Origin of the sequence: Ferrovibrio sp., assembly GCF_017994015.1 — a bacterium.
Classification (GTDB): domain Bacteria; phylum Pseudomonadota; class Alphaproteobacteria; order Ferrovibrionales; family Ferrovibrionaceae; genus Ferrovibrio.
The window spans coordinates 1-21,188 of record NZ_JAGOLP010000023.1 but is presented as its reverse complement, the minus strand read 5'-3'; the positions used below and the strand labels follow the sequence as shown (position 1 = coordinate 21,188).

Sequence of the window (21,188 nt, the reverse complement as noted above, 5' to 3'; positions counted from 1 at the left end):
AAAACAGGGTGGGAGGCTGGACAACGACCCGTGCGGGAACTCGTTGCGGCTGCTTCCTTCCGGACCTGACCGGGTTGGCGAGGCGCCCGTCCGCCGCCAACCTCCCGCGCCCCTTATCCCGCATTGGCATTACGAACGCAACAGGCGGGGCGAGGCGAACGCAACAGGCAGGAAATCCGCTTCCGGCAATTGCCGGATTTGGGCCGTTATGCAAGGCTGCGCCTATGCTTAAGCCCTATGATACGATCCCGTTTTCCGGCTCGCCGCTTGACCGCGCCGGCAACCAGCGCCGCGATGCCGCCTGGCTCGACGCCCAGCGCAATGCCAGCACCAGCCGCTTTCTGCTGCTGCGCGAATTGAAACCGCTGATCGCGCTGGAAGGTGGCGCGCATCTGGCCTGGTTTCCGCAACGTTTTGCCGCGCCGCTGGCCGAATGCCCCAACCTGCTGCTGGGCCTGGAAGACGGCGTGGCGCATTTCGCCGTGGATGTGGATGATATCCCCGGCATCGACGCACTGGCCGATGACAACAACAAATTCATCGACGTGCGCAGCATTGCGCCGCAGCTCAGCTTGGCCGAAGCCGCCATCCTGGCCCAGGCGCGCAGCATGACCGACTGGCATAAGCGGCATCGTTTCTGCGCCCAATGCGGCGCAGCGAGCCAGGCCGAGGATGCCGGCTACAGCCGGCGCTGCACCAATGATGCCTGCCGGGCGCAGCATTTCCCACGCACCGACCCGGTGGTGATCATGCTGGGGGTGTATGGCGACCAGATCCTGCTGGGCCGCCAGCCGCAATTCCTGCCCGGGGTCTATTCCGCCCTGGCCGGCTTCATGGAACCGGGCGAAACCATCGAGGAAGCCGTGCGGCGTGAACTGGCCGAGGAAGCCGGCCTGGCCACCAGTGACGTGCGCTACATCGCCTCGCAGCCCTGGCCGTTTCCGTCCTCGCTGATGATCGGCTGCGTTGCCACCGCCACCTCGGATACGGTGACGGTGGATCGCCACGAACTGGAGGATGCGCGCTGGTTCCACCGCGACGAGGTGGCCGCCATGCTGCGCGCCAGCACCGATACCAGCGCGCCGTTGCGCCTGCCGCCGCCACTCAGCCTGGCGCATCAGATCGCCCGCCGCTACCTGTCGGAGAGTTAAGCGGCTGTCTCCACCCGCTTATTTTTCGCCAATGTCACAATTTGTTACTTTCGTTATGGCCAGTCTGGATTAAACTACGCCGCTTGTCAGTGAGGATGAGTGTGTTGGGGGATTGGTTTTCGTGAGCGACAGCAAGACGTCTTCGTCCGCCCTGGTGGCGCGGCTTGCCGAAGAAGACGACAGCCTGCTGGAAAACCCTTCGCCGCTGCTGGCGCCGCTGCTGATCGAGCGGCTTTACCAATATAGCTGGCCGACGCGCTACCTGCCCTATCTGGTGCTGGGCGCCGGCTTCCTGGCCTTCCGCAACCAGCTCACCTGGGTGGAAGTGGTCAGCGTTTCGCTGCTTTACACGCTGGGTACCTGGTGGCTCGACCGCCAGCGCTTTGCCTTTGCCGAGGATGACAATGCGCAGCAGCGCAGCGCCTATTGGGCCGAGCGTTTCAGCATCGGCTCAGCCATCACCGGTGCCACCTGGGGCCTGTTTTTCTGGCTTTATGCCGATACCAAGGATTATGCCCAGCAAACCGTGCTGTGCCTGATGTGGAGCGGCCTGGCGTTTTCCAACATGAATACCCGGGCGCCACATCTGCCGGCCTATTACGCCTTTTTTGCCACAATGTCGCTGCCGCTCTTCCTGCGTGCGCTGATTGATGGCGGCGTGGCGCAATATACCATGGCGGCGCTGGGTTTTGCGCTGGGCCTGGCTTTCTGCCTGCGCGCCCATGGTGCCAACCGCAACGAGCGCATTGGCATAGCGCTGCGCCTGCGTAATGCCGAATTGGTGGCTGAGATCGACACTGCCCGTGCCGAGGCCAGCGCCGCCCATATCGCCGCCGAGCAGGCGCTGGCAGCGCGTGGCGGCAGCTATAATGCCGCCGAACGGCTAGCCGGCTTCGGCAGTTGGGAATGGCATCTGGAGGATGACCATTTCACCTGGTCGGACAACATGTTCCGCCTGCTTGATCTGGCGCCCACTGCGGCCCCGGCTGCGATCCCGGTATTGCTGGATTGCGCCCATCCGAAAGACCGCGACATGGTGCGGAAATTCTTCGACGACCTGCGCCAGACCGGCCGCGCTGCGCCGGTGGAATTCCGTGTTGGCAATGAGCAGGGCGAGCATGGCCCGAGCAACTGGCGCCCGCTGCGCCTGGCCGGCATCGCGCGACGCGACAGCACCGGCCGCGTGGTGGCGCTCAGCGGCGCGCTCAGGGATCAGCGCTAAGTCTCATTCAACGGCATAAACCTGGAGCTGCACCTGGCGTGCCAGGCGCTGGCCATGGCCGATGGCGATCAGCCGCACCAGCCATTGCAGGCCGGGCGCATTACTCTCAAAGCGCAAAGCCGTGCGGAAATAATAATCCGCCGGGTCCACCGGCTCACCCGCCGCCAGCCGCACCATCACTTCGGGCGGGCCATGGCGCAGGCCACGGCTCCACACCTCAACACCTTCGCCGGCATCGCTGTGCAGCAGGTAGCGCGCATCGATATCGGCCACGCCATCGGGGCGCAGCCATTGCCAATCGGCGCCGCCCGGCAGCACCCGGCCATTCAAGCGGCCACTGACTGTGCCGCCGATGATCGGCACACAGCGGCGTTCGCCGCCACCCGGCAGGGTGCCGATACTCTGCGGCTCGGCAAGATCAATCGCCAGGGTGAAAAGCGCTTCGGCATCGGGTTTCATGCCGCTATCCTGGCCAGTACAGATGCCGACGGCAAGAGCCGTCAGGCCTGAAGGTCGATCCCGCCGCTGCCGGCCTCGCTCGGCAGGCTGGCGGCCGTCAGATCGGCCAGGGCCTGTTCGGCCTCGGTGAATGCCTTGTCAGCCTTGCGCTGCTCGTCCTTGTCGGCATTGGGATGCAACAGCGCGGCGCGGGCCTGGGTGAGCAGCTTCTTGAGCTGCTTGAGCACATCACGCGCCTCGGTCTTGATGGCTTCAAGCTGCTGCTTCAGCGCCTTGTCTTGCGCTGCATCGGCAGCAGCTTCAGGATTGCCGATATCGGCACCCTTGATTGCCGCTGCCGCCCGCGCCGTGGCATCCACCGCACGGCCTTCGCCCAGGCTGCCGCCAACCGCGGCGGCAACCGCCTTGTCATTCTGCTGCTGCACGGCGGCATCGGCCTGCACCATCGGCGCCACCTGGCCCACCTGACCGCCGGCCCCACCGCCCTGGCCGGCTTCACGCAAGGCGCCGGCCATGTCACGCGCCAGTTGTTTCACTTCACGCGCCAATGCCTTGGCCGCCTTGGCATCACCACGCGCAGCAGCGCTGGCGGCGGCCATTTCCAAGGCTTTCACCCGTGCCTTGATCTGTTCAAGCTTGCGCCGCGCCGCTTCCAGCTTGGAGGATTTGCTGGCGCTTTTCATCGCCTGCAACACGTCTTCCAGCTTGCCTTCGGCTTCGCTGCGCTGGCGCGGCTGGCGCAGTTTCTCCAGCGCCGCCTGATTGGCAGCGAGATGTGGAGTCTGCGCCGGATTGTCTGATTTTTCGAAAGCCCGTGGCCGGATTTGCGCCGCAACCACGCCATTACCGATGCCGATGACCATTCTGGCCTCCATCATTGGCGGATACACCGCGCGGCACCTTCTGGCATCGCGCACCTCAGTCTGCAACCGGGGGCAGTCTGCAACCGGAGCGTTAAGGATAGATTACCGCACAGCGAGAATTGCGCCAGACAAAAAAATGGCGTGGCCGGGAGCGCCGGACCACGCCTAGTCTGGGGGAAGAGAAATCGGAAAAACTGTTACGCGAAAACCTCAGAAAACCGGTATTACTGCACAACCTTCCAGGTGCCGTCGGGCTGCCGGCAGGCGGTGCCGTAACCCTGCTGGCTCTGGCCGCCGACATGGATGGTCTGCTGGAATTCGCGGCAATATTCGCCGCTATTGTTCTGATAGGCCTGCTGCGGCACCACGGTGCCGTAATTGCCGCTATCGGGATTGCGCCAGGTGACGGCAGTGCCGGAGCGCGCAGTTTCAAAAGCCCGCTGGTTGGCTGTGCCAAGATGCTGCTGATCGGCGCGATCCAGCGACTTGCCGACTTCCGAGCCAAGCAAGGCGCCGAGCATGGTGCCGGCGGCAACGCCGACCAGGCGGCCCTTGCCGCTGCCGAATTGTGAACCCGCCACCGCGCCGCCGACGCCGCCGAGCAGCGTGCCGACATTCTGCTTGGCGCCCTGATCGGCGCAGCCGGCAGCCAGCACGGCCACCAGGCCAAGCGCCACGGCAATGCCGGCCTTGCGGCGGATGGAATTGCCCGGCTGGGCGGTCAGGCTGGGTGTCAGATCGGTACCAGTCGCAATCGAGCGCATGGCGGTTATCCCCTGTGATGTTCTGACCCGGCAGCCATCGCCGCTGGGCATGGCAGTAGATTTACGCCCGAATACGGCGGGATTGCGGCAGGGGTTGGGAATTGTTGCGGCATGCGCTACATAGGATGCTCGCCAGCTTTTTCGCCATTTCCGAGGGCATCATGGACGCTTTTGCCGATCCGATCCGCCATTTTGAGGCCTGGTTCGCGGAAGCCCGGGCCAGCGAGCCGAGTGATCCCAATGCCATGGCGCTGGCCAGCGTGGACGAAACCGGCCTGCCCAATCTGCGCATGGTGCTGATGAAAGCCTTTGATGCCGAGGGGCTGGTTTTCTACACCAATTTTGACAGTGCCAAGGGCCGCGAATTGCTGGCGCAGCCAAAAGCCGCCGCCTTGTTTCACTGGAAAAGCCTGCGCCGCCAGGTGCGGCTGCGCGGCCCGGTCAGTGTGGTGAGCGATGCCGAGGCCGATGCCTATTTCGCCAGCCGGCCGCGCGACAGCCGCATCGGCGCCTGGGCTTCGGCACAATCGCGGCCCTTGCAGGGCCGCTTTGAACTGGAAGCGGCGGTGGCGAAATACACCGCCAAATATGCCATCGGCGAGGTGCCACGGCCGCCGCATTGGTCCGGCTTCCGGCTCAGCCCGGTGGCGGTGGAATTCTGGGCCGACCGGCCGTTCCGCCTGCATGACCGGCTGGTCTATCGCCGCACTGGCGCTGACAGCGGCTGGGCCACCGAGCGGCTTTATCCTTGACCGGCAATCCGGCCCGCCTGCTGCGCCTGGCCACCTATGCCTCTTTTGCGGTGGCGCTTGTGCTGGTGACGGCGAAATACCTGGCCTGGCAGCAATCCGGCTCGGTGGCCTTGCTGTCCAGCCTGCTGGATAGCGGGCTGGATGCCTTCGCCTCGCTGCTCAACCTGCTGGCGGTGCGCACCGCCCTGGTGCCGGCCGACAGCGAACACCGCTTTGGCCATGGCAAGGCCGAGGCGCTGGCTGGCTTGGGCCAGGCGGTGATTATCGGCGGTTCGGCGCTGTTTCTGGTGGCCGAAGCGGTGCAAAGCCTGCGCCAGCCGCAGCCGCCCGAGCATTCCACAGCCGGCATCGCGGTGATGCTGTTTTCGATCCTGCTGACCGTCGCGCTGGTGCTGTTTCAGCGCCATGTGGTGCGCCGCACCGGCTCGCTGGCGATCAGCGCCGACCGGCTGCATTACCTGAGCGACCTTTTGACCAACCTGACGGTAATCGCGGCGCTGCTACTGGCCAGCCAGCCCGGCCTGGACTGGGTTGATCCGGTAGGCGCGCTTTTGGTGGCGATGCTGATCTTCAAGGGTGCTGCCGACATCCTGCGCCAGGCGCTGAACCACCTGATGGATCGTGAACTGGACGAACCGGAGCGCGACCGGATCCGCGCGGCGGTTTTGCGCCACCCCGAGGCGCGCGCCCTGCATGACCTGCGCACACGCTCTTCCGGCAACCAGAGCTTTATCCAGTTCCACCTTGAACTCGACCCCGAGATGAGCCTGCGCGCCGCGCATCGTGTATCGGAAGAGATCATCGCCGAATTGCAGGCGCTGTTCCCCGGCGCCGAGATCATCCTGCGCCAGGACCCGGCCGGGGTAATCGAACAACGGCCGCCCTTTGCCGCCAGTTGAGCCGATGCGGTCATTTTCTTTACGCTTGCCATAAGCATATAGGTGCTTATGCTGATAAGCGCTTATGTGCTTATGGAGTGACAAATGTCGGAGAATACCCGCTGGAGCGTTTCCGTGTCGAAAGAGACGGATATTGCGGTGCGCAGTTTCCTGGCCCAGCGCGGCATGAAGAAGGGCGACCTGTCCAAATTCATCGAGGAAGCGGTGAGGTGGCGGGTTTTTGAACAGACTGTCGCGGCAGCCCGCGACAAATTTGCCGATCTTCCCGCCGACGCCCTGGATGCACTTTTGAGCGAAGCCGTGGCGGCGGCACGTCAGCCAAATGCCGACTAAGCTTTGCGGCTGGTTATCGATAGCAATATTCTAGTCAGTGCGCTGCTGGCGGCACATTCGCTGCCGGCGCATCTTTTGCTGCTATGGCGCGAAGGCCGCTTCGAACTGCTGACGGCACAGGAACAACTTGAGGAGCTGCGGCGCGTCACGCGCTACCCGAAAATCCGTCAGCGCCTCTCGCCCGCTCTGGCAGGCCGGCTGGTGAATGAATTGCGCGATGTGGCGCGGCTGCTACACGATCTGCCCGTTGTCACGCTGAGTCCGGATCCTTGGGATAATTATCTGCTTGCCCTTGCCGCCGTCGGGCAGGCGGATTTTATCGTCACCGGTGATAAGCGCGACCTGCTTGCCCTTGGCCGCTACCAAAACACTCGCATCGTCACTGTACGGGAATTCCTGACTGCACAGGGGCGATTGCCATGAGCAGCCCGGGAAAGGTTGAGCCTGCTGTGCCGAAGATTTAACGTGGCGGCGGTTTTCCAGGGGGAAAGTGCATGCCGTCTTTGCTGTATCGTCTTGTTGCCGTCGTGATGATCCTGCTGCTGGGCTGGGCCGAGCCGGCCAGCGCCGCTGCCATCGACGGCAAGAGCCTGGGTTTTCTGTGGGTGCTGCCCTTTGCCGGCATCCTGCTGTCGATCGCGCTGCTGCCGCTGCTGACACCCAATCTGTGGCATCACCATTACGGCAAAATTGCCGGCTTCTGGGCGCTGTGTTTCCTGCTGCCATTCGGCCTGCGCGACGGCATGGGCGCGGCCGGCCATGCGCTGCTGGAAGTGGCTTTGCATGAATATATCCCCTTCATCATCCTGCTGCTGGCCTTGTTCACCGTGGCCGGCGGCGTGCGCATCACCGGCAATTTCAACGGCTCGCCCAGCCTGAATACCGGCATGCTGCTGGTTGGCACCGTGATCGCGAGCTGGATGGGCACCACCGGCGCCTCGATGCTGCTGATCCGGCCGCTGATCCGCGCCAACGACAACCGCAAGCATAATGTGCATGTGGTGGTGTTCTTCATCTTCCTGGTTTCCAATATCGGCGGCTCACTGACCCCGCTGGGCGATCCGCCGCTTTTCCTGGGTTTCCTGAAAGGCGTGAGTTTTTTCTGGACCGCGCAGCATTTGTTTATGCCCACCCTGGTGGCGACGGTGATCCTGCTGGGCCTGTTTTATGCCATCGACAGTTATTACTACCGCAAGGAAGGCATCACACCGGCCGACCCGACGCCGGACAGCCCGATTGGCATGCAGGGTGGTGTCAACCTGGTGCTGCTGATCGCCGTGGTGCTGGCAGTGCTGATGTCTGGCACCTGGAAGCCGGGGGTCAGCTTCAACCTGTTTGGCATTGCGGTGGAATTGCAGAATCTGGCGCGCGATGCGGCCCTGCTATTCATCACCGGCCTGTCGCTGAAACTGACCGAGGCCGAAACCCGCTCCGGCAACGGTTTCACCTGGGGGCCGATCCTGGAAGTGGCCAAGCTGTTTGCCGGCATCTTTGTTACTATCGTGCCGGCCATCGCCATCCTGCGCGCCGGCAGCGATGGCGCGCTGGGCGGCCTGGTCGGCCTGGCTTCCAATGCCGATGGCAGCCCGAACAACCTGATGTATTTCTGGCTCACCGGCCTGCTGTCGAGCTTCCTCGACAATGCGCCGACCTATCTGGTGTTTTTCAACATGGCGAGCGGCGATGCCGCCACGCTGATGGGGCCACTGGGTGCCACGCTGGCAGCGATTTCCTGCGGCGCGGTGTTCATGGGCGCCAATAGTTATATCGGCAATGCGCCGAATTTCATGGTCAAGGCGGTGGCCGAGGAGATGGATGTAAAAATGCCGAGCTTCTTTGGCTACATGGCCTGGAGCTGCTGCATCCTGCTGCCGATTTTCGCCCTGCTGACGCTGATCTTCTTCCTGCATTGAAACCAGGATTGTATCCGGGCCAGGGTTGACGAAAGCGACAGGAGACGCCATTTAAAGTCTATAAATTTTCTGTAACTTTTTTTAATGCCGGGGGTTCCGATGAGCATTTCCACCACCATGCGCGTCGGCGCCTTGCTGCCTGTTCCGCTGCTGCTGGCTTTGCCGGCCCAGGCGGCCAGTGTGGATGGCAGCCAGCTTGGCCTGGTCTGGGGTCTGCCCTTTGCCGGCATCCTGTTTTCCATCGCGCTGTTTCCGCTGCTGGCGCCGGCTTTCTGGCATCATCATTACGGCAAGATCGCCGCCTTCTGGGCGCTTAGCTTCCTGCTGCCCTTCACCTTGCTGCATGGCGCCGGCACTGCTGCCCATGCCGTGCTGGAAGTGGCTTTGCATGAATATATCCCCTTTGTCATCCTGCTGCTGGCTTTGTTCACCATTGCCGGCGGCGTGCGTATCACCGGCAACCTGCATGGCTCGCCCGGGCTGAATACCGCGCTATTGGCCGCCGGCACCATATTGGCAAGCTGGATGGGCACCACCGGCGCCGCCATGCTGCTGATCCGGCCGCTGTTGCGCGCCAATGACGACCGCAAACATAATGTGCATGTGGTGGTGTTTTTCATCATCCTGGTGGCCAATGTCGGCGGCGCGCTGACCCCGCTGGGCGACCCGCCGCTTTTCCTGGGTTTCCTGCTTGGCGTGCGGTTTTTCTGGACCGCCGAGGCCATGCTGCTGCCGATGCTGCTGCTCAGCCTGATCCTGCTGGCGTTGTTCTATGCGCTTGATGTCTACCTCTATAAAAAGGAAGGTACGGTGAAGCCCGACCGCACGCCGGACAGCCCGATCGGCATCGAGGGCGGCGTCAATGTGCTGCTGCTCGGCGGCGTAGTGGCAATGGTGCTGATGTCTGGCACCTGGAAGCCGGAACAATCGCTGTCAGTGTTTGGCGTCAGCGTTGCGCTGCCCAATCTGGCGCGTGATCTCGGCCTGCTGGCCCTGGCCGGCCTGTCGCTGAAACTGACACGGGCCGAATCGCGGCAGGCCAACGGCTTTGACTGGGAGCCGATCCGCGAAGTGGCCAAGCTGTTTGCCGGCATTTTCCTCACCATCGTGCCGGTGATCGCCATCCTGCGTGCCGGCGAGGCCGGGGCGCTCAAGGCGGTGATCCAGCTTGCCTCCAATCCCGATGGCACGCCCAACAATGCGATGTATTTCTGGCTCACCGGCATCCTTTCGGCCTTCCTCGACAATGCGCCGACCTATCTGGTGTTTTTCAACATGGCCGGTGGCGATGCCCAGGCGCTGATGGGGCCGATGGCCAATACGTTGCTGGCAATCTCGGCTGGCGCGGTGTTTTTCGGCGCCGTCAGCTATATCGGCAATGCGCCGAATTTCATGGTCAAGGCCATCGCCGAGCAGGCCGGCATCAGGATGCCGAGCTTTTTCGGCTATCTGGCCTGGAGCGTGCCTTTGCTGCTGCTGCCCTTCCTGCTCATCACCTGGCTGTGGTTCCTCTGACTACACCCTTTGGAGATTGCTTTATTCCCCTCAAAGTAGATATGTTTTCCCCATGACTATCTCTTGGGAGGGAATAAGTGCTTCACTTTCTTTCGCGCCGCCGGCTTGCCAACTTTTTTCTTTGCCTGCTGCTGCTGGCCGGCTGTGCTGGCGGCGGGCCTGTGGCCACACCCGAGGCAAGCCGGGCTGAAGCGGTGCGCCTCGGCGCCAAGCTTTATAGTGGTGAAATCCCCAGCGGTAACAGCGCCGCCGTGGTGCGCACCACGCATGATACCTGGCTAAAAATCTTGAGCGGCGACGGCCAGAAAGTGGGCAAGGGCAAGACCGTGCTGCTGGATGAAACCCGCTTCTCGCTGAGTGGCGAAGCTCAAAATACCTTGATTGACGGCCAGCCGATCTACGAAATTCATGGCTTTGTCGAGCCGGTGGCGGGCAAGCCCAACAGCGTGATGATCAACGTCTACCATAGCGTGATCCAGAACCCAGATAGTGCGATGCAACGGCGCGTGTCACTTGAGAATGCCGCCCATTCGCTGCCGACACGGCAGAGTATGGATCGCATCTGGGAACGCATGCTGCCGGCCTTGCAGCAGCATTTTGCTGGACGCGGCTGAGCAGCCTACATTGTTGATTGCCCCGATTCGCGCTAGGATTTGGCCGATTCGGGGCGATGCCGAATCGGCGCCCGCTCTGGATCACGGCTTCAGCCGGTAGTATTGAACCGGCAGGATACGATTGACCCAGCCGCAGGAGGGCCGAGCCATAGCCACGACCAAGAAGCCAAAAGCCGCCGACATGACCAAGCCGGCCGCGAAAGCCACCGCCGCGCCCAAGGCAGCGGCAAAAGCCAGTGCCGCGCCCAAGGCGGCGGCGAAAACCGCTGTGAAAAAGCCGGCTGCGGCCAAGCAGGCCCCGGCCGTCAAAAAAGCCCCGGCGGCGAAAAAAGCCCCGGCGGTGAAAAAAACAACAGCGCCCAAGGCGCCGGCCAAGCCCAAGGCGGCCGTGAAACCCAAAGCCGCCGTTAAATCCAAGGACGCTGCCAAGCCCAAAGCGGCCGCCAAGGCCAAGGCGCCGGCCAAGGCCGCTGCCGATCCGCACAAGCCGACAGCGGCGGTGGAAAAGCTGCACAAGCTGATCCTGAAATCGCTCGACGATGACAAGGCCGAGGAAGTGGTTTCGATCCCGCTGGCCGGCAAATCTTCGGTGGCGGATTACATCGTGGTGGCTTCCGGCCGCTCGTCGCGCCAGGTTGGCGCCATTGCCGAACATCTGGCGCAGCGCATCCTGGAAGCCACCGGCCATAAGGCCCGCATCGAGGGCAAGGGCGTGGGCGACTGGGTGCTGCTGGATGCCGGCGACATCGTGGTGCATATCTTCCGCCCCGAAGTGCGTGGCTTCTACCGGCTGGAAAAGATGTGGGGCGTGGATATCCCCGAGCCGGCCAATGTGATGGGGCCGGATATGGAGCAAGACGCGGGCTGAGGTGAAGATCACCATTGCCTGTATCGGCCGCGCCGCGCGGGCCAAGCATGATGCCGCCCAGGCGCTGATCGAAGGCTATCGCGAGCGTCTGCCCTGGCCGGTGACGATCCGCGAGGTGGAAGACAAAAAAGCCGGCGGCAGCCTGGGCGAGCGCAAACAACGCGAGGCCGAGCTGCTGCTGGCGGCCTGCCCCAAAGGCGCCGTGCTGGTGGCTTTGGACGAACATGGCAAAAACCTGCCAAGCCGCGATTTCGCCGCCCAGCTTGGCCGCTGGCGCGATGGCGGCGAGGCCGAGATTGCCTTCCTGATCGGCGGCGCCGACGGCCTGGATGGCGCGCTGCTGGACCGGGTGCGGCTGAAAATCGCGTTTGGCGCCATGACTTGGCCGCATTTGCTGGCCAGGGTATTGCTGCTGGAACAGCTTTATCGCGCCTGGAGCCTGCTTAACAACCACCCGTATCACCGTGACTAGAGCATAACGCCACCATGACCGACCAAGCCAACAATGCCCGCCCTGTTGTTCTTTGCATCCTGGATGGCTGGGGGCTGCGCGACGACCCGACCGACAATGCCATTGCCCAGGCCACCCTGCCGACCTGGCGCCGGCTGATGCAGACCCGGCCTTTTGCCCGGGTTGGCACATCGGGCCGCGATGTTGGCCTGCCGGATGGCCAGATGGGCAATTCCGAGGTGGGGCATATGAATATCGGCGCCGGCCGCATCGCCGTGCCGGATCTGGGCCGCATCGATAATGCGGTGGCCGATGGCAGCCTGGGCAATGTGCCGGCGATAACCGACCTGCTGGCCAAGCTGAAGGCGAGCGGCGGCGCGCTGCATATCCTGGGCCTGCTCTCGCCCGGCGGCGTGCATTCGCATCAGGATCACATCGCCGCGCTGGCGCGTATCGGCATAACCGCCGGCCTGAAAGTGTGGCTGCATGCCTTCACCGACGGGCGCGACACGCCGCCGCGCAGTGCTTTGGAATACCTGCGTGATTTCCGCGCCAGCCTGGCCGGCGCGGCGGTGGATTTTGCCACCCTGTCTGGCCGCTTCTACGCCATGGACCGCGACAAGCGCTGGGACCGTGTGGCCCTGGCCTATGGCGCCCTGGCGCTGGCCGAGGGGCCGCGCGCCGCCAGCGCCGAAGCGGCGGTTGAGCAGGGCTATGCCGCCGACTTGAGCGACGAATTCATCCTGCCCAGCGTGATCGGCGATTATGCCGGCATGCGCGATGGTGACGGCCTGATCATGGCGAATTTCCGCGCCGACCGCGCGCGTGAAATCCTGCAAACCCTGCTGGAGCCGCATTTTGATGCCTTCCCGCGCCCGCAACGCCCGGCCTTTGCCGCTGCCATGGGGCTGACGGAATATTCCACCCAGCTTAACGACTACCTGACCACGGCCTTCCCGCCGATGCGTTATCCCAACACGCTGGGCGAATGGCTTGCCAAGGCCGGGCGCAAGCAGTTGCGCATCGCCGAAACCGAGAAATACGCCCATGTCACCTTCTTCATGAATGGCGGCGAGGAAACCCCGTTCCCGGGCGAGGACCGCATCCTGGTGCCATCGCCAAAAGTGGCGACCTATGATTTGCAGCCGGAAATGTCGGCAGCGGAATTGACCGACAAGCTGGTGGCGGCGATCCAGGGCGGCGCTTATGACCAGATCATCGTGAATTACGCCAATCCCGACATGGTGGGCCATACCGGCTCGCTGCCGGCAGCGATCAAGGCGGCGGAAACCATCGATGCCTGCCTGACGCGACTGGAAGCGGCGGTGCTGGCCGCTGGCGGCGTGCTGCTGATCACAGCCGATCATGGCAATCTGGAGGAAATGCGCGATCCGGCCTCGGGCCAGGCGCATACCCAGCACACCACCAATCTGGTGCCGCTGCTGCTGGTGGGCCGCGAGGGCTATGCCTTGCAGGATGGCCGGCTGTGCGACATCGCGCCGACCCTGCTGCATTTCCTTGGCCTGGCGCTGCCGCCCGAGATGACCGGCCATAGCCTGGCTGTGCCCGGCAACACAGCCACTGCTGCGGAGATACAACAACGCCGTGCCTAAGCGCCTGATCCTGCTGCTATCGGGCCTGCTGGCCTGGAATGGCCAAGCGCTCGCCGCGCCCGATCCGGCGCGGCCGCAGCAGCAGCTTGAGGAAGTGCAGAAGCAGCTGAGGGAAAGCCGCGAACGCCAGCGCGAACTGGACCGCGAGGGTGCCAAGCTGGCGCAGAAGGCGCAGGAATTGCGCCGCCGGCTGGTGCTGGCGGCGCGCAAGCTGCAAGCCCAGGAAGACGCGGTTTCACGCAGCGAGGAGCAGCTGGCCCTGCTGCTGGCCGAGGAAGCCCGGGCGGCGGCGGATTTTGACAGCCGGCGCGAGGAACTGGCCCAGACCCTGTCCAGTCTGGCGCGGCTGAGCCGGCAGCCGCCGGAAGCCATGGTGCTGGCGCCGGGTTCGGCGCTGGACATGGTGCGGGCGAGCCAGCTTATCGCCGCCCTGGTGCCGGAGATTGAAAGCCGCGCCGCCAGCCTGAAAACCGAGCTGGAGCGGCTTGGCCGGCTGCGCAGCGGCATTGCCGCCGAACAACGCCAGCTTGGCGGCGCCATCGCCAAACTGGATGCCGAGCGGCGCGAGCTGGAGCAGTTGCAGGCCGAAACCGCCGCCGAAGTGGCCCAGACCCAGGAAGAACGCAGCGCCGAACGTGAGCGCGCCAGCCGCCTGGCAGGACAGGCCAAGGACCTGCGCGCCCTGGTGGATCGCCTGCTGGAACAGGAAAAGCGCGAGGCCGAAGCCCGCGCCCGCGCCGCAAAAGAGGCGGAAAACCGGGGCAGGCGCCCCGGAACCAACCCTGGCGCGGGACCAAACGACAATTACGCCGCGCTGGAAGGCAGCGCCGCCCTGCCGGCGCGCGGCCGCGTGGTGGGGCGTTATGGCGAGCAGGATGGCAGCGGCGTGGTGCTGCGCGGCATCCGCATCGAAACCCGCGGCGGCGGCCAGGTGGTGGCGCCGGCTGACGGCAAAGTGATGTTCGCCGGACCCTTCCGGGGCTATGGACAGCTATTGATAATCGCGCATGGCGGTGGATATCATTCATTGCTGGCTGGTTTCGGGCGCATTGACCGCGCCGTGGGCCAGTCGGTACTGGCCGGCGAGCCGGTAGGCCGCATGGGCGGCGACGGTGCCAGGGATAATCCGAGGGATATTCCCAAGGATGCCTCTGGGCATGACGACAAGCCGGTTCTATATCTTGAATTGCGGCGCAAGGGTGAACCAGTCAACCCTCTGCCCTGGCTGGCCGCAGGCGACAGAAAGGTGAGCGGCTGACATGCGCAATTTCCTCCTCGGCGGCGTCTGCGCTTTTGCGCTGATGGGTTCGGTGGCGCTTTTTGCGGCGCCGAACAAGGTGGGTGGCCTGCAAAGCAGCGACACCTACAAGCAGCTCAATCTCTTCGGCGAGATTTTTGAGCGCGTGCGCAACGACTATTACAAGGAAACCAAGGACGAGCAGCTTATGGAGAATGCCATCAACGGCATGCTCACCTCGCTCGACCCGTATTCGATCTACATGCCGCCGCGCAGCTTCCAGGAAGCCCGCGTGCAGACCCGTGGCGAATTCGGCGGCCTGGGCCTGGAAGTGACCATGGAGAATGGCTTGGTCAAGGTGGTGTCGCCGATTGACGACACCCCGGCGCAGCGCGCCGGCATGCTGCCGGGCGACATCATCACCCATCTGGATGGCGATCCGGTGCTGGGCAAGACCTTGCAGGAAGCCATCGAGAAGATGCGCGGCGCGCCCAACAGCAAGATTGTGCTGACGGTGCGGCGCGGCTCGGATGCCAGCGCCAAGCCGCTGGATGTATCGGTGATCCGCGCCGTGATCAAAACCCGCGTGGTGCGCAGCCGGCGCGAGGATGACGTGGCCTATCTGCGCCTGTCTTCCTTCAACGAGCATACCACCCAGGACATGGTGGCGGCGATTGAACGGCTGAAGCAGGAAATCGGCCCCAATCTCAAGGGCTATGTCATCGATCTGCGCGACAATCCGGGCGGCCTGCTGGATCAGGCCATTTCGGTTTCCGACAGTTTCCTCAATCAGGGTGAAATCGTCTCGACCCGTTCGCTCAGGCCGAATGCCGATGAGGGCCAGCGCGTCAATGCCAAGCGCGGCGACGTTACCGATGGCAAGCCGATTGCGGTGCTGATCAATGGCGGCTCGGCCTCGGCTTCGGAAATTGTTGCCGGCGCCTTGCAGGATCATCATCGGGCCGTGCTGGTGGGCAACACCACCTTCGGCAAGGGCCTGGTGCAAACCATGATCCCGCTGGGCGAATTTGGCGGCATGAAGCTGACCACAGCCGGCTATTTCACGCCTTCGGGCCGCTCCATCGACAAGACCGGCATTGCGCCGGATGTGGAAGTGTGGAGTGACCGCGACCGCCAGATTGCCGCAGCGCTGAAGGCGCGGCGGGAATTGAACGGCCATCGCGAGACCGAGGATGAGGCACCGGCGGCCAAGCCGGCCGAAACTGGCAAACCGGGCGATGCCGGCAATCCGGCCACGCCGACCGCGCCGGCCACCAGCATGAAGCCGGAAGAGGGCGCCCAGGACGTGGTGTTGCAGGCGGCGCTGGAATTGCTGCGCGCGCCGCCGAAATCGACCGCCAAGAAGTGACGCTTCAGGCCGACCCGGAAGACCGCGCCCTGCCGCCGGCGGGCGAGCCGGGCCGGGCCGGCCTGCTCGGGCGCCTGCTGGCACCGTTCAAGCGGCGCCGCCAGCAGCCGGCGGAGGATAATTTTGCCGACATGCTGCACCAGCAGGATGCCGGTGCCGGCCTGGATCCCGATGCCGATATGGGCGATCTGGGCGGTTATGGCGAACCGATGGCCCCGCCGCCGCGCCGCGAGGGCTTCAAGCACAAGCTGGGCCGGGTTTTCAGCCTGATCGGCCTGGTGCTGTGGCCGAGTTTCCTGCGCGGCGACCTGCCGACCGTGAATCGCCGCCTGCTGGTGCTGGCCTGGACGCTGTTTCTCGGCGGCTTTATCAGCCTGATTGTATGGCTGGCGGTGAGCAGCCAGTCGCTGGTATCGCTGCCCGGCTCGGAAGTGGTGATCGGCGTGTCGCGCCTGACCCTGCCGCCAGAGGCCAAACTGGCGCCGGAGCAGAAAGCCGGCGAGGGCCAAAGTAAACCGGCGGCCGACAGCGCCAATTACCTGCCCAGCGGCCTGCTGGTGGCACCCGACCCGTTGCTGGTGGAAGCCACGCCAGCCGGGCAGGTGCCGAAAATCGGCAGTGACGGCCGCCAGCCCTGGCGCGCCTATGCGCGGCCCTATGACGAACCGGCTGACCGGCCGCGCCTGGCGATTGTGCTGGGCGATCTGGGCCTGAACCAGACCCTGACCACCAAGGCCGCCGAATTGCTGCCGCCGGCGATCAGCTTTGCTTTCAATCCGCATGCGCCGAACCTGGCGCAGCAGGTGGAATATGCCCGCAGTCGCGGCCATGAAGTGCTGCTGCAATTGCCGATGGAACCATTTGACTATCCGGCCAACGATCCGGGGCCATATACCCTGCTCACCACCTTGACCGAAGGCGAGAATATGCGCCGGCTGGATTGGTCGCTGGCGCGGGTGCCGGGCTATATCGGCTTCACCAATTTCATGGGCGCGAAATACACCTCCAGCCCGGAACATATGCGTTATGTGGCGCAGACCCTGAAAAATCGTGGCCTGCTGTTTGTGGATGCGCGCACCGCGCCGCGTTCGGTGGCGGCGCGCAGCGTGCGCGAGGCCGGCGGTGTGTATGCCATCGGCAACCGCCAGATCGACCAGCAGCCGACCGGGCCGGTGATCGAATCACGGCTGGAGGAACTGGAGCGGCTGGCGCGTGGCACCGGCGTGGCGCTGGGTTTTGCCCAGCCCTATCCGATCACGCTGGACCGCCTGCTGGCCTGGAGCAAAACCATCGGCAGCAAGAGTATTGCGCTTGCCCCGGTTTCGGCCATCGTCAACCGCCAGACACCGGAGTGAAATAGCCATGAGCGAGCCTGTCCGTCCCTATCGCCTCGGCGTTGGCATTGCGCTGCTGAATGAAGCCGACATGGTGTTTGTTGGCCGCCGCATCGATCAGACCGCCGAAGCCTGGCAGATGCCGCAGGGCGGCATCGATCCGGGCGAAGACCCGCGCCAGACCGCGTTGCGTGAGCTGGAGGAGGAAATCGGCGTGCCGCCGGCACGCACCGCGATCATTGCCGAAAGCCGCGACTGGCTGAGCTACGACCTGCCGCCCGACCTGGCCGCCAAGGTATGGAAAGGCCAGTATCGTGGCCAGAAGCAGAAATGGTATCTCTGCCGCCTGATCGGCGACGAGGATGTGATCAACATCCAGACCGCACATCCCGAATTCGATGCCTGGAAATGGGCGCGCTTCTCCGACCTGCCCGACCTGATCGTGCCGTTCAAACGCCCGATCTACCAAGCCATCCTGGCCGAATTCAAAGGCTATGTGAAAACGTGAGCCCCATAGCATGAGCCCCATAGCATGAGCCAGCGCGGCGACATTCTGCTGCTGCACGGCGCCTTTGTTGGCGGCTGGGTGTTTGAGCGGCTGCGCGCCCAGCTCAGCCATCTCGGCTGGCGCACCCATGCCCCCGACCTGCCGCTGCATGGCCCGGAACAGGCCGGCGCCAGCCCGGATGCCGATCTGGCGCGGCACGGCCTGGCGGAATATCGCGAAGCCCTGGAAGCCGAAATCGCCCGCCTGCCACAGAAGCCGGTGCTGATCGGCCATTCGCTGGGCGGCCTGCTGGCGCAGCAACTGGCCGCCCGTGACCTGTGTCGTGCCGCCATCCTGCTGGCCCCGGTAGCGCCCTGGGGTGTGCTGCCCGGCAGCCTGCATGAAGTGGGCACCGGGGTGAACATGCTGCTACAGGGCGGTGCCATCTGGCGCAAACCGCTGCCGCCCGATGCGGCGCTGGCGGTGCAATATTCCATGGACAAACTGCCGCCGGCCTTGCAGCGCGATGCCTGCACCCGGCTGGTGCCGGAATCCGGCCGCGCCATCTTCGAGGCGATGCTGTGGTGGCTTGACTGGCATGCCGCCAGCCATGTCAGTTTCCATCGGGTGCGCTGCCCGCTGCTGGTGCTGACCGGCAGCGACGATCAGGTGACGCCGGCCGCCACAGGCCGCGCCATTGCCGGCAAATATCCCGGCCGCGCGGTGTTTCGCGAAATGCCGGGCATGAGTCATTTCCTGTTCGGCGAACCGCGTGAAGCGGCTTTGTTCCAGGCTTGCGCCGACTGGCTGGCGGACTTGCCGCCGGCGGAATAGAGCAGGCTACAACACGGCGACGCGCACGCCGCAGCCCAGCACCATATCCACGGTTTCGCCGTCATTGGCCAGCGGCAGCAGCACGGCGTGGAAACGATGCCGTTCGGCTTCCACGATGTAATCATAGGTCATGTATTGCGGCTGCCGCGTTGCCACCGCCGCATCATATTGCGCCAGCAATTCGGCGCGGAATTCGGCATTGGCGATGGCATCCAGATAACGCCCGGTCAGGTCGGCGCCATGGTAGAAATAGAATTCGGTGCCGAACAGGCGATAGCGATAGCGCAGCGCGCCGCTCTCGCGCAGCACATCCACCAATAACACGCGGCCGAGCAGATTGCGGAAATCCAGCGGATCAATGTCGGCACGCGCCGGCAGCCGCCCATCGCGCCCCTTGCCGCGCCAATACTGCACCAGATTGGTCAGTTGCGGCTCCAGCTCCAGCGCCGGAACGGACTGGATATGCTTTGGCGTTTCCATCGCCACAGAGTAGCGCTAAGGCGATTCCGAATCGAGCGGCACGGCGCAGGTCAGCACCATATCCACCTTGCTGCCATCCTCGGCCAGCGGCAGTAGCGCAGCCTGGAAACGATGCCGGTAGCTGTCGACGATATAATCATAGGCATAGAAGCCGGGTTTCCCTTGCGTTACCGCCAGGGCATAAACCTCCAGCAGATCGTCGCGGAAAGTCGGCTCGGCCACTTCATCGACCCATTTTCCGGTCATGTCGCGGTTATGATAAAATGTGTAGCCGGTGCCGAACAGGCGGTAACGGAACCGCACCGGGCGACCTGGATCGGCAGAGGGCGGGCCCTGATCCACCGCATCCACCAGCACCAGCCGGCCGAGCAGCTCCTTCAATTGCAGCGGATCAACCGCGGCGCGGCCGGGATAGCTGCGTGTGCCGGCCGATTGGCGCCAGAAAGCCAGCAGGCGGCGCAGGCGGGGATCAGCTTCAGCTTCTGTGATGACAGTGAAATGGCGCGGCATGGGCCATTATACGCATAGGCCTGCAAGTAGATCAGTGGAAATCTTATCTATTCTGCTAGTTGAATTGCCAGCCGCCTTGTGCGCCATTGCAGCAGGCGCCAGCCCAAAGCGGCAAAAAGCTGGCTGAACCGGCCCTGCGGATCAAAGCCGCAGGCTTTCAGCGCCATGCCGAGGCCGCGCTGGATATGGCCGAAGCGGTAAAGCCGGCTGGCGCGCCAGGCATAGGCGGCACTTTCGCGGGCGCGGTCATAGCCACCCTGGCGGCCATTGCCGCACCAATAGGCCATGGCCAGTTCGTCATCCGAGGTTTCGTTGATGCGGCCCAGCGCGATGCGCAGCCGCGCCAGCCGGCTCATCGGCTGGCTGGCCTGATAGCGCTGGAGATGATCCAGAAACAGCTTGAAATGGCGGAATTCATCGCCGGCAATCTTCGCCGCCACCAGTTTCAGCACCGGTTCCTGGGTGGCATCGCGGATCGCGCTGTAAAAGCTGGAGGTGCCGCATTCCACCACGCAGCGCGCCACCAATTCGCCATTCAGGCTGCCGCGCACGGAATTGGTCACATCCAGCGGCAGGCGGTAATGCGCCTGGAAATCCGCCATTGCCTGGGCCGGATCAAAGCTCGGATCGGCCAGCTGGCACCAACGCGCCAGGGCGCGGCCATGCTGCTCTTCCTCAATGCCCCATTGCCGCGCCGCCGCCTGAAAGGCCGGATCGTCGCCAAACACGTTGCACAGATAGGTGACGTAATCCTCGGCGTTATGCTCCACCAGGGTGGCAGCCTTCACCGCACGCAGCAGATCCGCATCCACTTTTGAGGGATCGAAGAGCTGCCAGGGGATATCGTCGAGGGTCCAATGCCGCGCCATGGCTTGCTATTTAAACCGGGGTCATGAAAATGCAATCATTCTGGCCACCTGAATAATTCCCCGGAAACCGGCATGCCGTCGCAATTCTACCACAATCCGCGTTGTTCAAAATCACGCCAGGCACTGGCTTTGCTGGCCGAACAGGGCGTCAGCCCGCAGGTGATCGAGTATCTGCGCCAGCCGCCCAGCGCCGCCGACCTGGCCACCATCGTGAAAAAACTGGGCCGGCCGCTGCGCGATATCGTGCGCAGCAAGGAAGCCCGCGAAGCCGGCATTGATCCGGCAACGCTGGATGATGCTGCGCTGCTGCAGGCGCTGGCGGCGCATCCGGCGGCGCTTGAACGGCCGCTTTTTGTGCATGGCGCCAAAGCCGCCCTGGGCCGGCCACCGGAGGCAGTGCTCGCCATCCTGTAGGATTGGCGATAGAGTGTGTGCAAACAATTATAACGAAATGCCGCACGCCTCATGACCAATTCTGCCGCCAAAGCAGCCCCGCTGCGCGCCACGTTATCCACCTCGTCGCTGATCCTGCTGGCGCTGCTGACGCTGTTCTGGGGCCTGAACTGGCCGATCATGAAGCTGGCGCTGAACGAAATTCCGGTTTTCACCTTCCGCACCTTCTGCCTGGGCGGCGGCGCCATCGGCCTGTTC

The 21,188-nt window shown here is 63.9% G+C and carries 24 protein-coding genes, 1 other RNA gene and 1 pseudogene; 19 read left to right on the top strand and 7 right to left on the bottom strand.

Going from position 1 to position 21,188, the window contains the following annotated elements:
- Positions 1-7: 7 nt before the first annotated feature.
- An RNA gene (gene ffs, locus KBB36_RS12460) (signal recognition particle sRNA small type) lies at positions 8-106 on the bottom strand.
- 118 nt (positions 107-224) lie between these two features.
- Between ffs and nudC the strand changes: the two genes are divergently transcribed.
- Together nudC and KBB36_RS12450 are read left to right on the top strand one after the other, a co-directional pair.
- A complete protein-coding gene (gene nudC, locus KBB36_RS12455) occupies positions 225-1,151 on the top strand; it encodes an NAD(+) diphosphatase (RefSeq protein ID WP_290981080.1) in 927 nt (308 codons plus the stop codon).
- Between the two features lie 121 nt (positions 1,152-1,272).
- Positions 1,273-2,373, top strand: coding sequence for a hypothetical protein (locus tag KBB36_RS12450; RefSeq protein WP_290981077.1), 1,101 nt, complete (start codon positions 1,273-1,275; stop codon positions 2,371-2,373).
- Positions 2,374-2,376: 3 nt separating this feature from the next.
- Here KBB36_RS12450 and KBB36_RS12445 read toward each other — a convergent pair whose 3' ends face one another.
- From KBB36_RS12445 to KBB36_RS12435, 3 genes are all read right to left on the bottom strand, one after another.
- Positions 2,377-2,832: a DUF3237 domain-containing protein gene (locus tag KBB36_RS12445; protein WP_290981074.1), complete on the bottom strand. Its 456-nt coding sequence runs from the start codon at positions 2,830-2,832 to the stop codon at positions 2,377-2,379.
- A 41-nt stretch (positions 2,833-2,873) separates the two neighbouring features.
- The gene (locus KBB36_RS12440; RefSeq protein WP_290981071.1) at positions 2,874-3,695 is read right to left on the bottom strand and encodes a hypothetical protein; all 822 of its coding nucleotides are present in this window, start codon (positions 3,693-3,695) and stop codon (positions 2,874-2,876) included.
- A gap of 224 nt (positions 3,696-3,919) precedes the next feature.
- Positions 3,920-4,459: an RT0821/Lpp0805 family surface protein gene (locus KBB36_RS12435; protein ID WP_290981068.1), complete on the bottom strand. Its 540-nt coding sequence runs from the start codon at positions 4,457-4,459 to the stop codon at positions 3,920-3,922.
- Positions 4,460-4,620: 161 nt separating this feature from the next.
- Between KBB36_RS12435 and pdxH the strand changes: the two genes are divergently transcribed.
- From pdxH to KBB36_RS12360, 15 genes are all read left to right on the top strand, one after another.
- A complete protein-coding gene (gene pdxH / locus KBB36_RS12430; RefSeq protein WP_290981165.1) occupies positions 4,621-5,211 on the top strand; it encodes a pyridoxamine 5'-phosphate oxidase in 591 nt (196 codons plus the stop codon).
- Entirely contained in the window at positions 5,208-6,110 is a 903-nt protein-coding gene (locus tag KBB36_RS12425) for a cation diffusion facilitator family transporter (RefSeq protein WP_290981064.1), read from the top strand. The genes pdxH and KBB36_RS12425 overlap by 4 nt, the downstream gene beginning before the upstream one ends.
- A gap of 84 nt (positions 6,111-6,194) precedes the next feature.
- Entirely contained in the window at positions 6,195-6,443 is a 249-nt protein-coding gene (locus tag KBB36_RS12420; RefSeq protein WP_290981061.1) for a ribbon-helix-helix domain-containing protein, read from the top strand.
- 3 nt (positions 6,444-6,446) lie between these two features.
- Positions 6,447-6,866 (top strand): putative toxin-antitoxin system toxin component, PIN family, encoded by a 420-nt coding sequence (locus KBB36_RS12415; RefSeq protein WP_290981058.1) that lies wholly within the window; start codon positions 6,447-6,449, stop codon positions 6,864-6,866.
- Between the two features lie 71 nt (positions 6,867-6,937).
- Positions 6,938-8,356: a sodium:proton antiporter gene (locus KBB36_RS12410; RefSeq protein WP_290981055.1), complete on the top strand. Its 1,419-nt coding sequence runs from the start codon at positions 6,938-6,940 to the stop codon at positions 8,354-8,356.
- Positions 8,357-8,455: 99 nt separating this feature from the next.
- Positions 8,456-9,871, top strand: coding sequence for a sodium:proton antiporter (locus tag KBB36_RS12405; protein WP_290981052.1), 1,416 nt, complete (start codon positions 8,456-8,458; stop codon positions 9,869-9,871).
- A 77-nt stretch (positions 9,872-9,948) separates the two neighbouring features.
- A complete protein-coding gene (locus tag KBB36_RS12400; RefSeq protein ID WP_290981049.1) occupies positions 9,949-10,485 on the top strand; it encodes a hypothetical protein in 537 nt (178 codons plus the stop codon).
- 121 nt (positions 10,486-10,606) lie between these two features.
- The gene (rsfS, locus tag KBB36_RS20990) at positions 10,607-11,353 is read left to right on the top strand and encodes a ribosome silencing factor (protein ID WP_366933187.1); all 747 of its coding nucleotides are present in this window, start codon (positions 10,607-10,609) and stop codon (positions 11,351-11,353) included.
- A gap of 1 nt (position 11,354) precedes the next feature.
- Positions 11,355-11,825, top strand: a complete 471-nt coding sequence (locus tag KBB36_RS12390; protein ID WP_290981047.1) for a 23S rRNA (pseudouridine(1915)-N(3))-methyltransferase RlmH — start codon at positions 11,355-11,357, stop codon at positions 11,823-11,825.
- Positions 11,826-11,839: 14 nt separating this feature from the next.
- Positions 11,840-13,417, top strand: a complete 1,578-nt coding sequence (gene gpmI / locus KBB36_RS12385; RefSeq protein WP_290981044.1) for a 2,3-bisphosphoglycerate-independent phosphoglycerate mutase — start codon at positions 11,840-11,842, stop codon at positions 13,415-13,417.
- On the top strand, positions 13,410-14,675 hold the full coding sequence (locus tag KBB36_RS12380; protein ID WP_290981041.1) for a peptidoglycan DD-metalloendopeptidase family protein: 1,266 nt from the start codon (positions 13,410-13,412) through the stop codon (positions 14,673-14,675). Before gpmI ends, KBB36_RS12380 begins: the two co-directional genes overlap by 8 nt.
- Position 14,676: 1 nt before the next feature.
- Positions 14,677-16,023, top strand: coding sequence for a S41 family peptidase (locus tag KBB36_RS12375; RefSeq protein ID WP_290981038.1), 1,347 nt, complete (start codon positions 14,677-14,679; stop codon positions 16,021-16,023).
- Positions 16,020-17,378 carry a divergent polysaccharide deacetylase family protein gene (locus KBB36_RS12370; RefSeq protein WP_290981035.1) on the top strand — a complete coding sequence of 453 codons (1,359 nt, stop codon included), beginning with the start codon at positions 16,020-16,022 and terminating at the stop codon, positions 17,376-17,378. The genes KBB36_RS12375 and KBB36_RS12370 overlap by 4 nt, the downstream gene beginning before the upstream one ends.
- Positions 17,379-17,385: 7 nt before the next feature.
- Positions 17,386-17,865 (top strand): RNA pyrophosphohydrolase, encoded by a 480-nt coding sequence (locus KBB36_RS12365; protein ID WP_290981032.1) that lies wholly within the window; start codon positions 17,386-17,388, stop codon positions 17,863-17,865.
- 24 nt (positions 17,866-17,889) lie between these two features.
- Positions 17,890-18,678: an alpha/beta fold hydrolase gene (locus KBB36_RS12360; protein WP_290981029.1), complete on the top strand. Its 789-nt coding sequence runs from the start codon at positions 17,890-17,892 to the stop codon at positions 18,676-18,678.
- Positions 18,679-18,684: 6 nt separating this feature from the next.
- Here KBB36_RS12360 and KBB36_RS12355 read toward each other — a convergent pair whose 3' ends face one another.
- From KBB36_RS12355 to KBB36_RS12345, 3 genes are read right to left on the bottom strand one after another with little or no spacing between them, the layout of a single operon-like run.
- Entirely contained in the window at positions 18,685-19,158 is a 474-nt protein-coding gene (locus tag KBB36_RS12355) for a PAS domain-containing protein (RefSeq protein WP_290981026.1), read from the bottom strand.
- 15 nt (positions 19,159-19,173) lie between these two features.
- Complete coding sequence (locus KBB36_RS12350; RefSeq protein WP_290981023.1) at positions 19,174-19,668, bottom strand: PAS domain-containing protein; 495 nt, start codon at positions 19,666-19,668, stop codon at positions 19,174-19,176.
- Positions 19,669-19,715: 47 nt separating this feature from the next.
- Positions 19,716-20,537, bottom strand: coding sequence for a ferritin-like domain-containing protein (locus KBB36_RS12345; protein ID WP_290981019.1), 822 nt, complete (start codon positions 20,535-20,537; stop codon positions 19,716-19,718).
- A gap of 72 nt (positions 20,538-20,609) precedes the next feature.
- Here KBB36_RS12345 and arsC point away from each other — a divergent pair, with 72 nt between their 5' ends.
- Both arsC and KBB36_RS12335 read left to right on the top strand, forming a co-directional pair.
- Positions 20,610-20,951 carry an arsenate reductase (glutaredoxin) gene (arsC, locus tag KBB36_RS12340; RefSeq protein ID WP_290981016.1) on the top strand — a complete coding sequence of 114 codons (342 nt, stop codon included), beginning with the start codon at positions 20,610-20,612 and terminating at the stop codon, positions 20,949-20,951.
- Positions 20,952-21,002: 51 nt separating this feature from the next.
- Positions 21,003-21,188 (top strand): annotated as a pseudogene (locus KBB36_RS12335) (hypothetical protein); the annotation flags it as partial.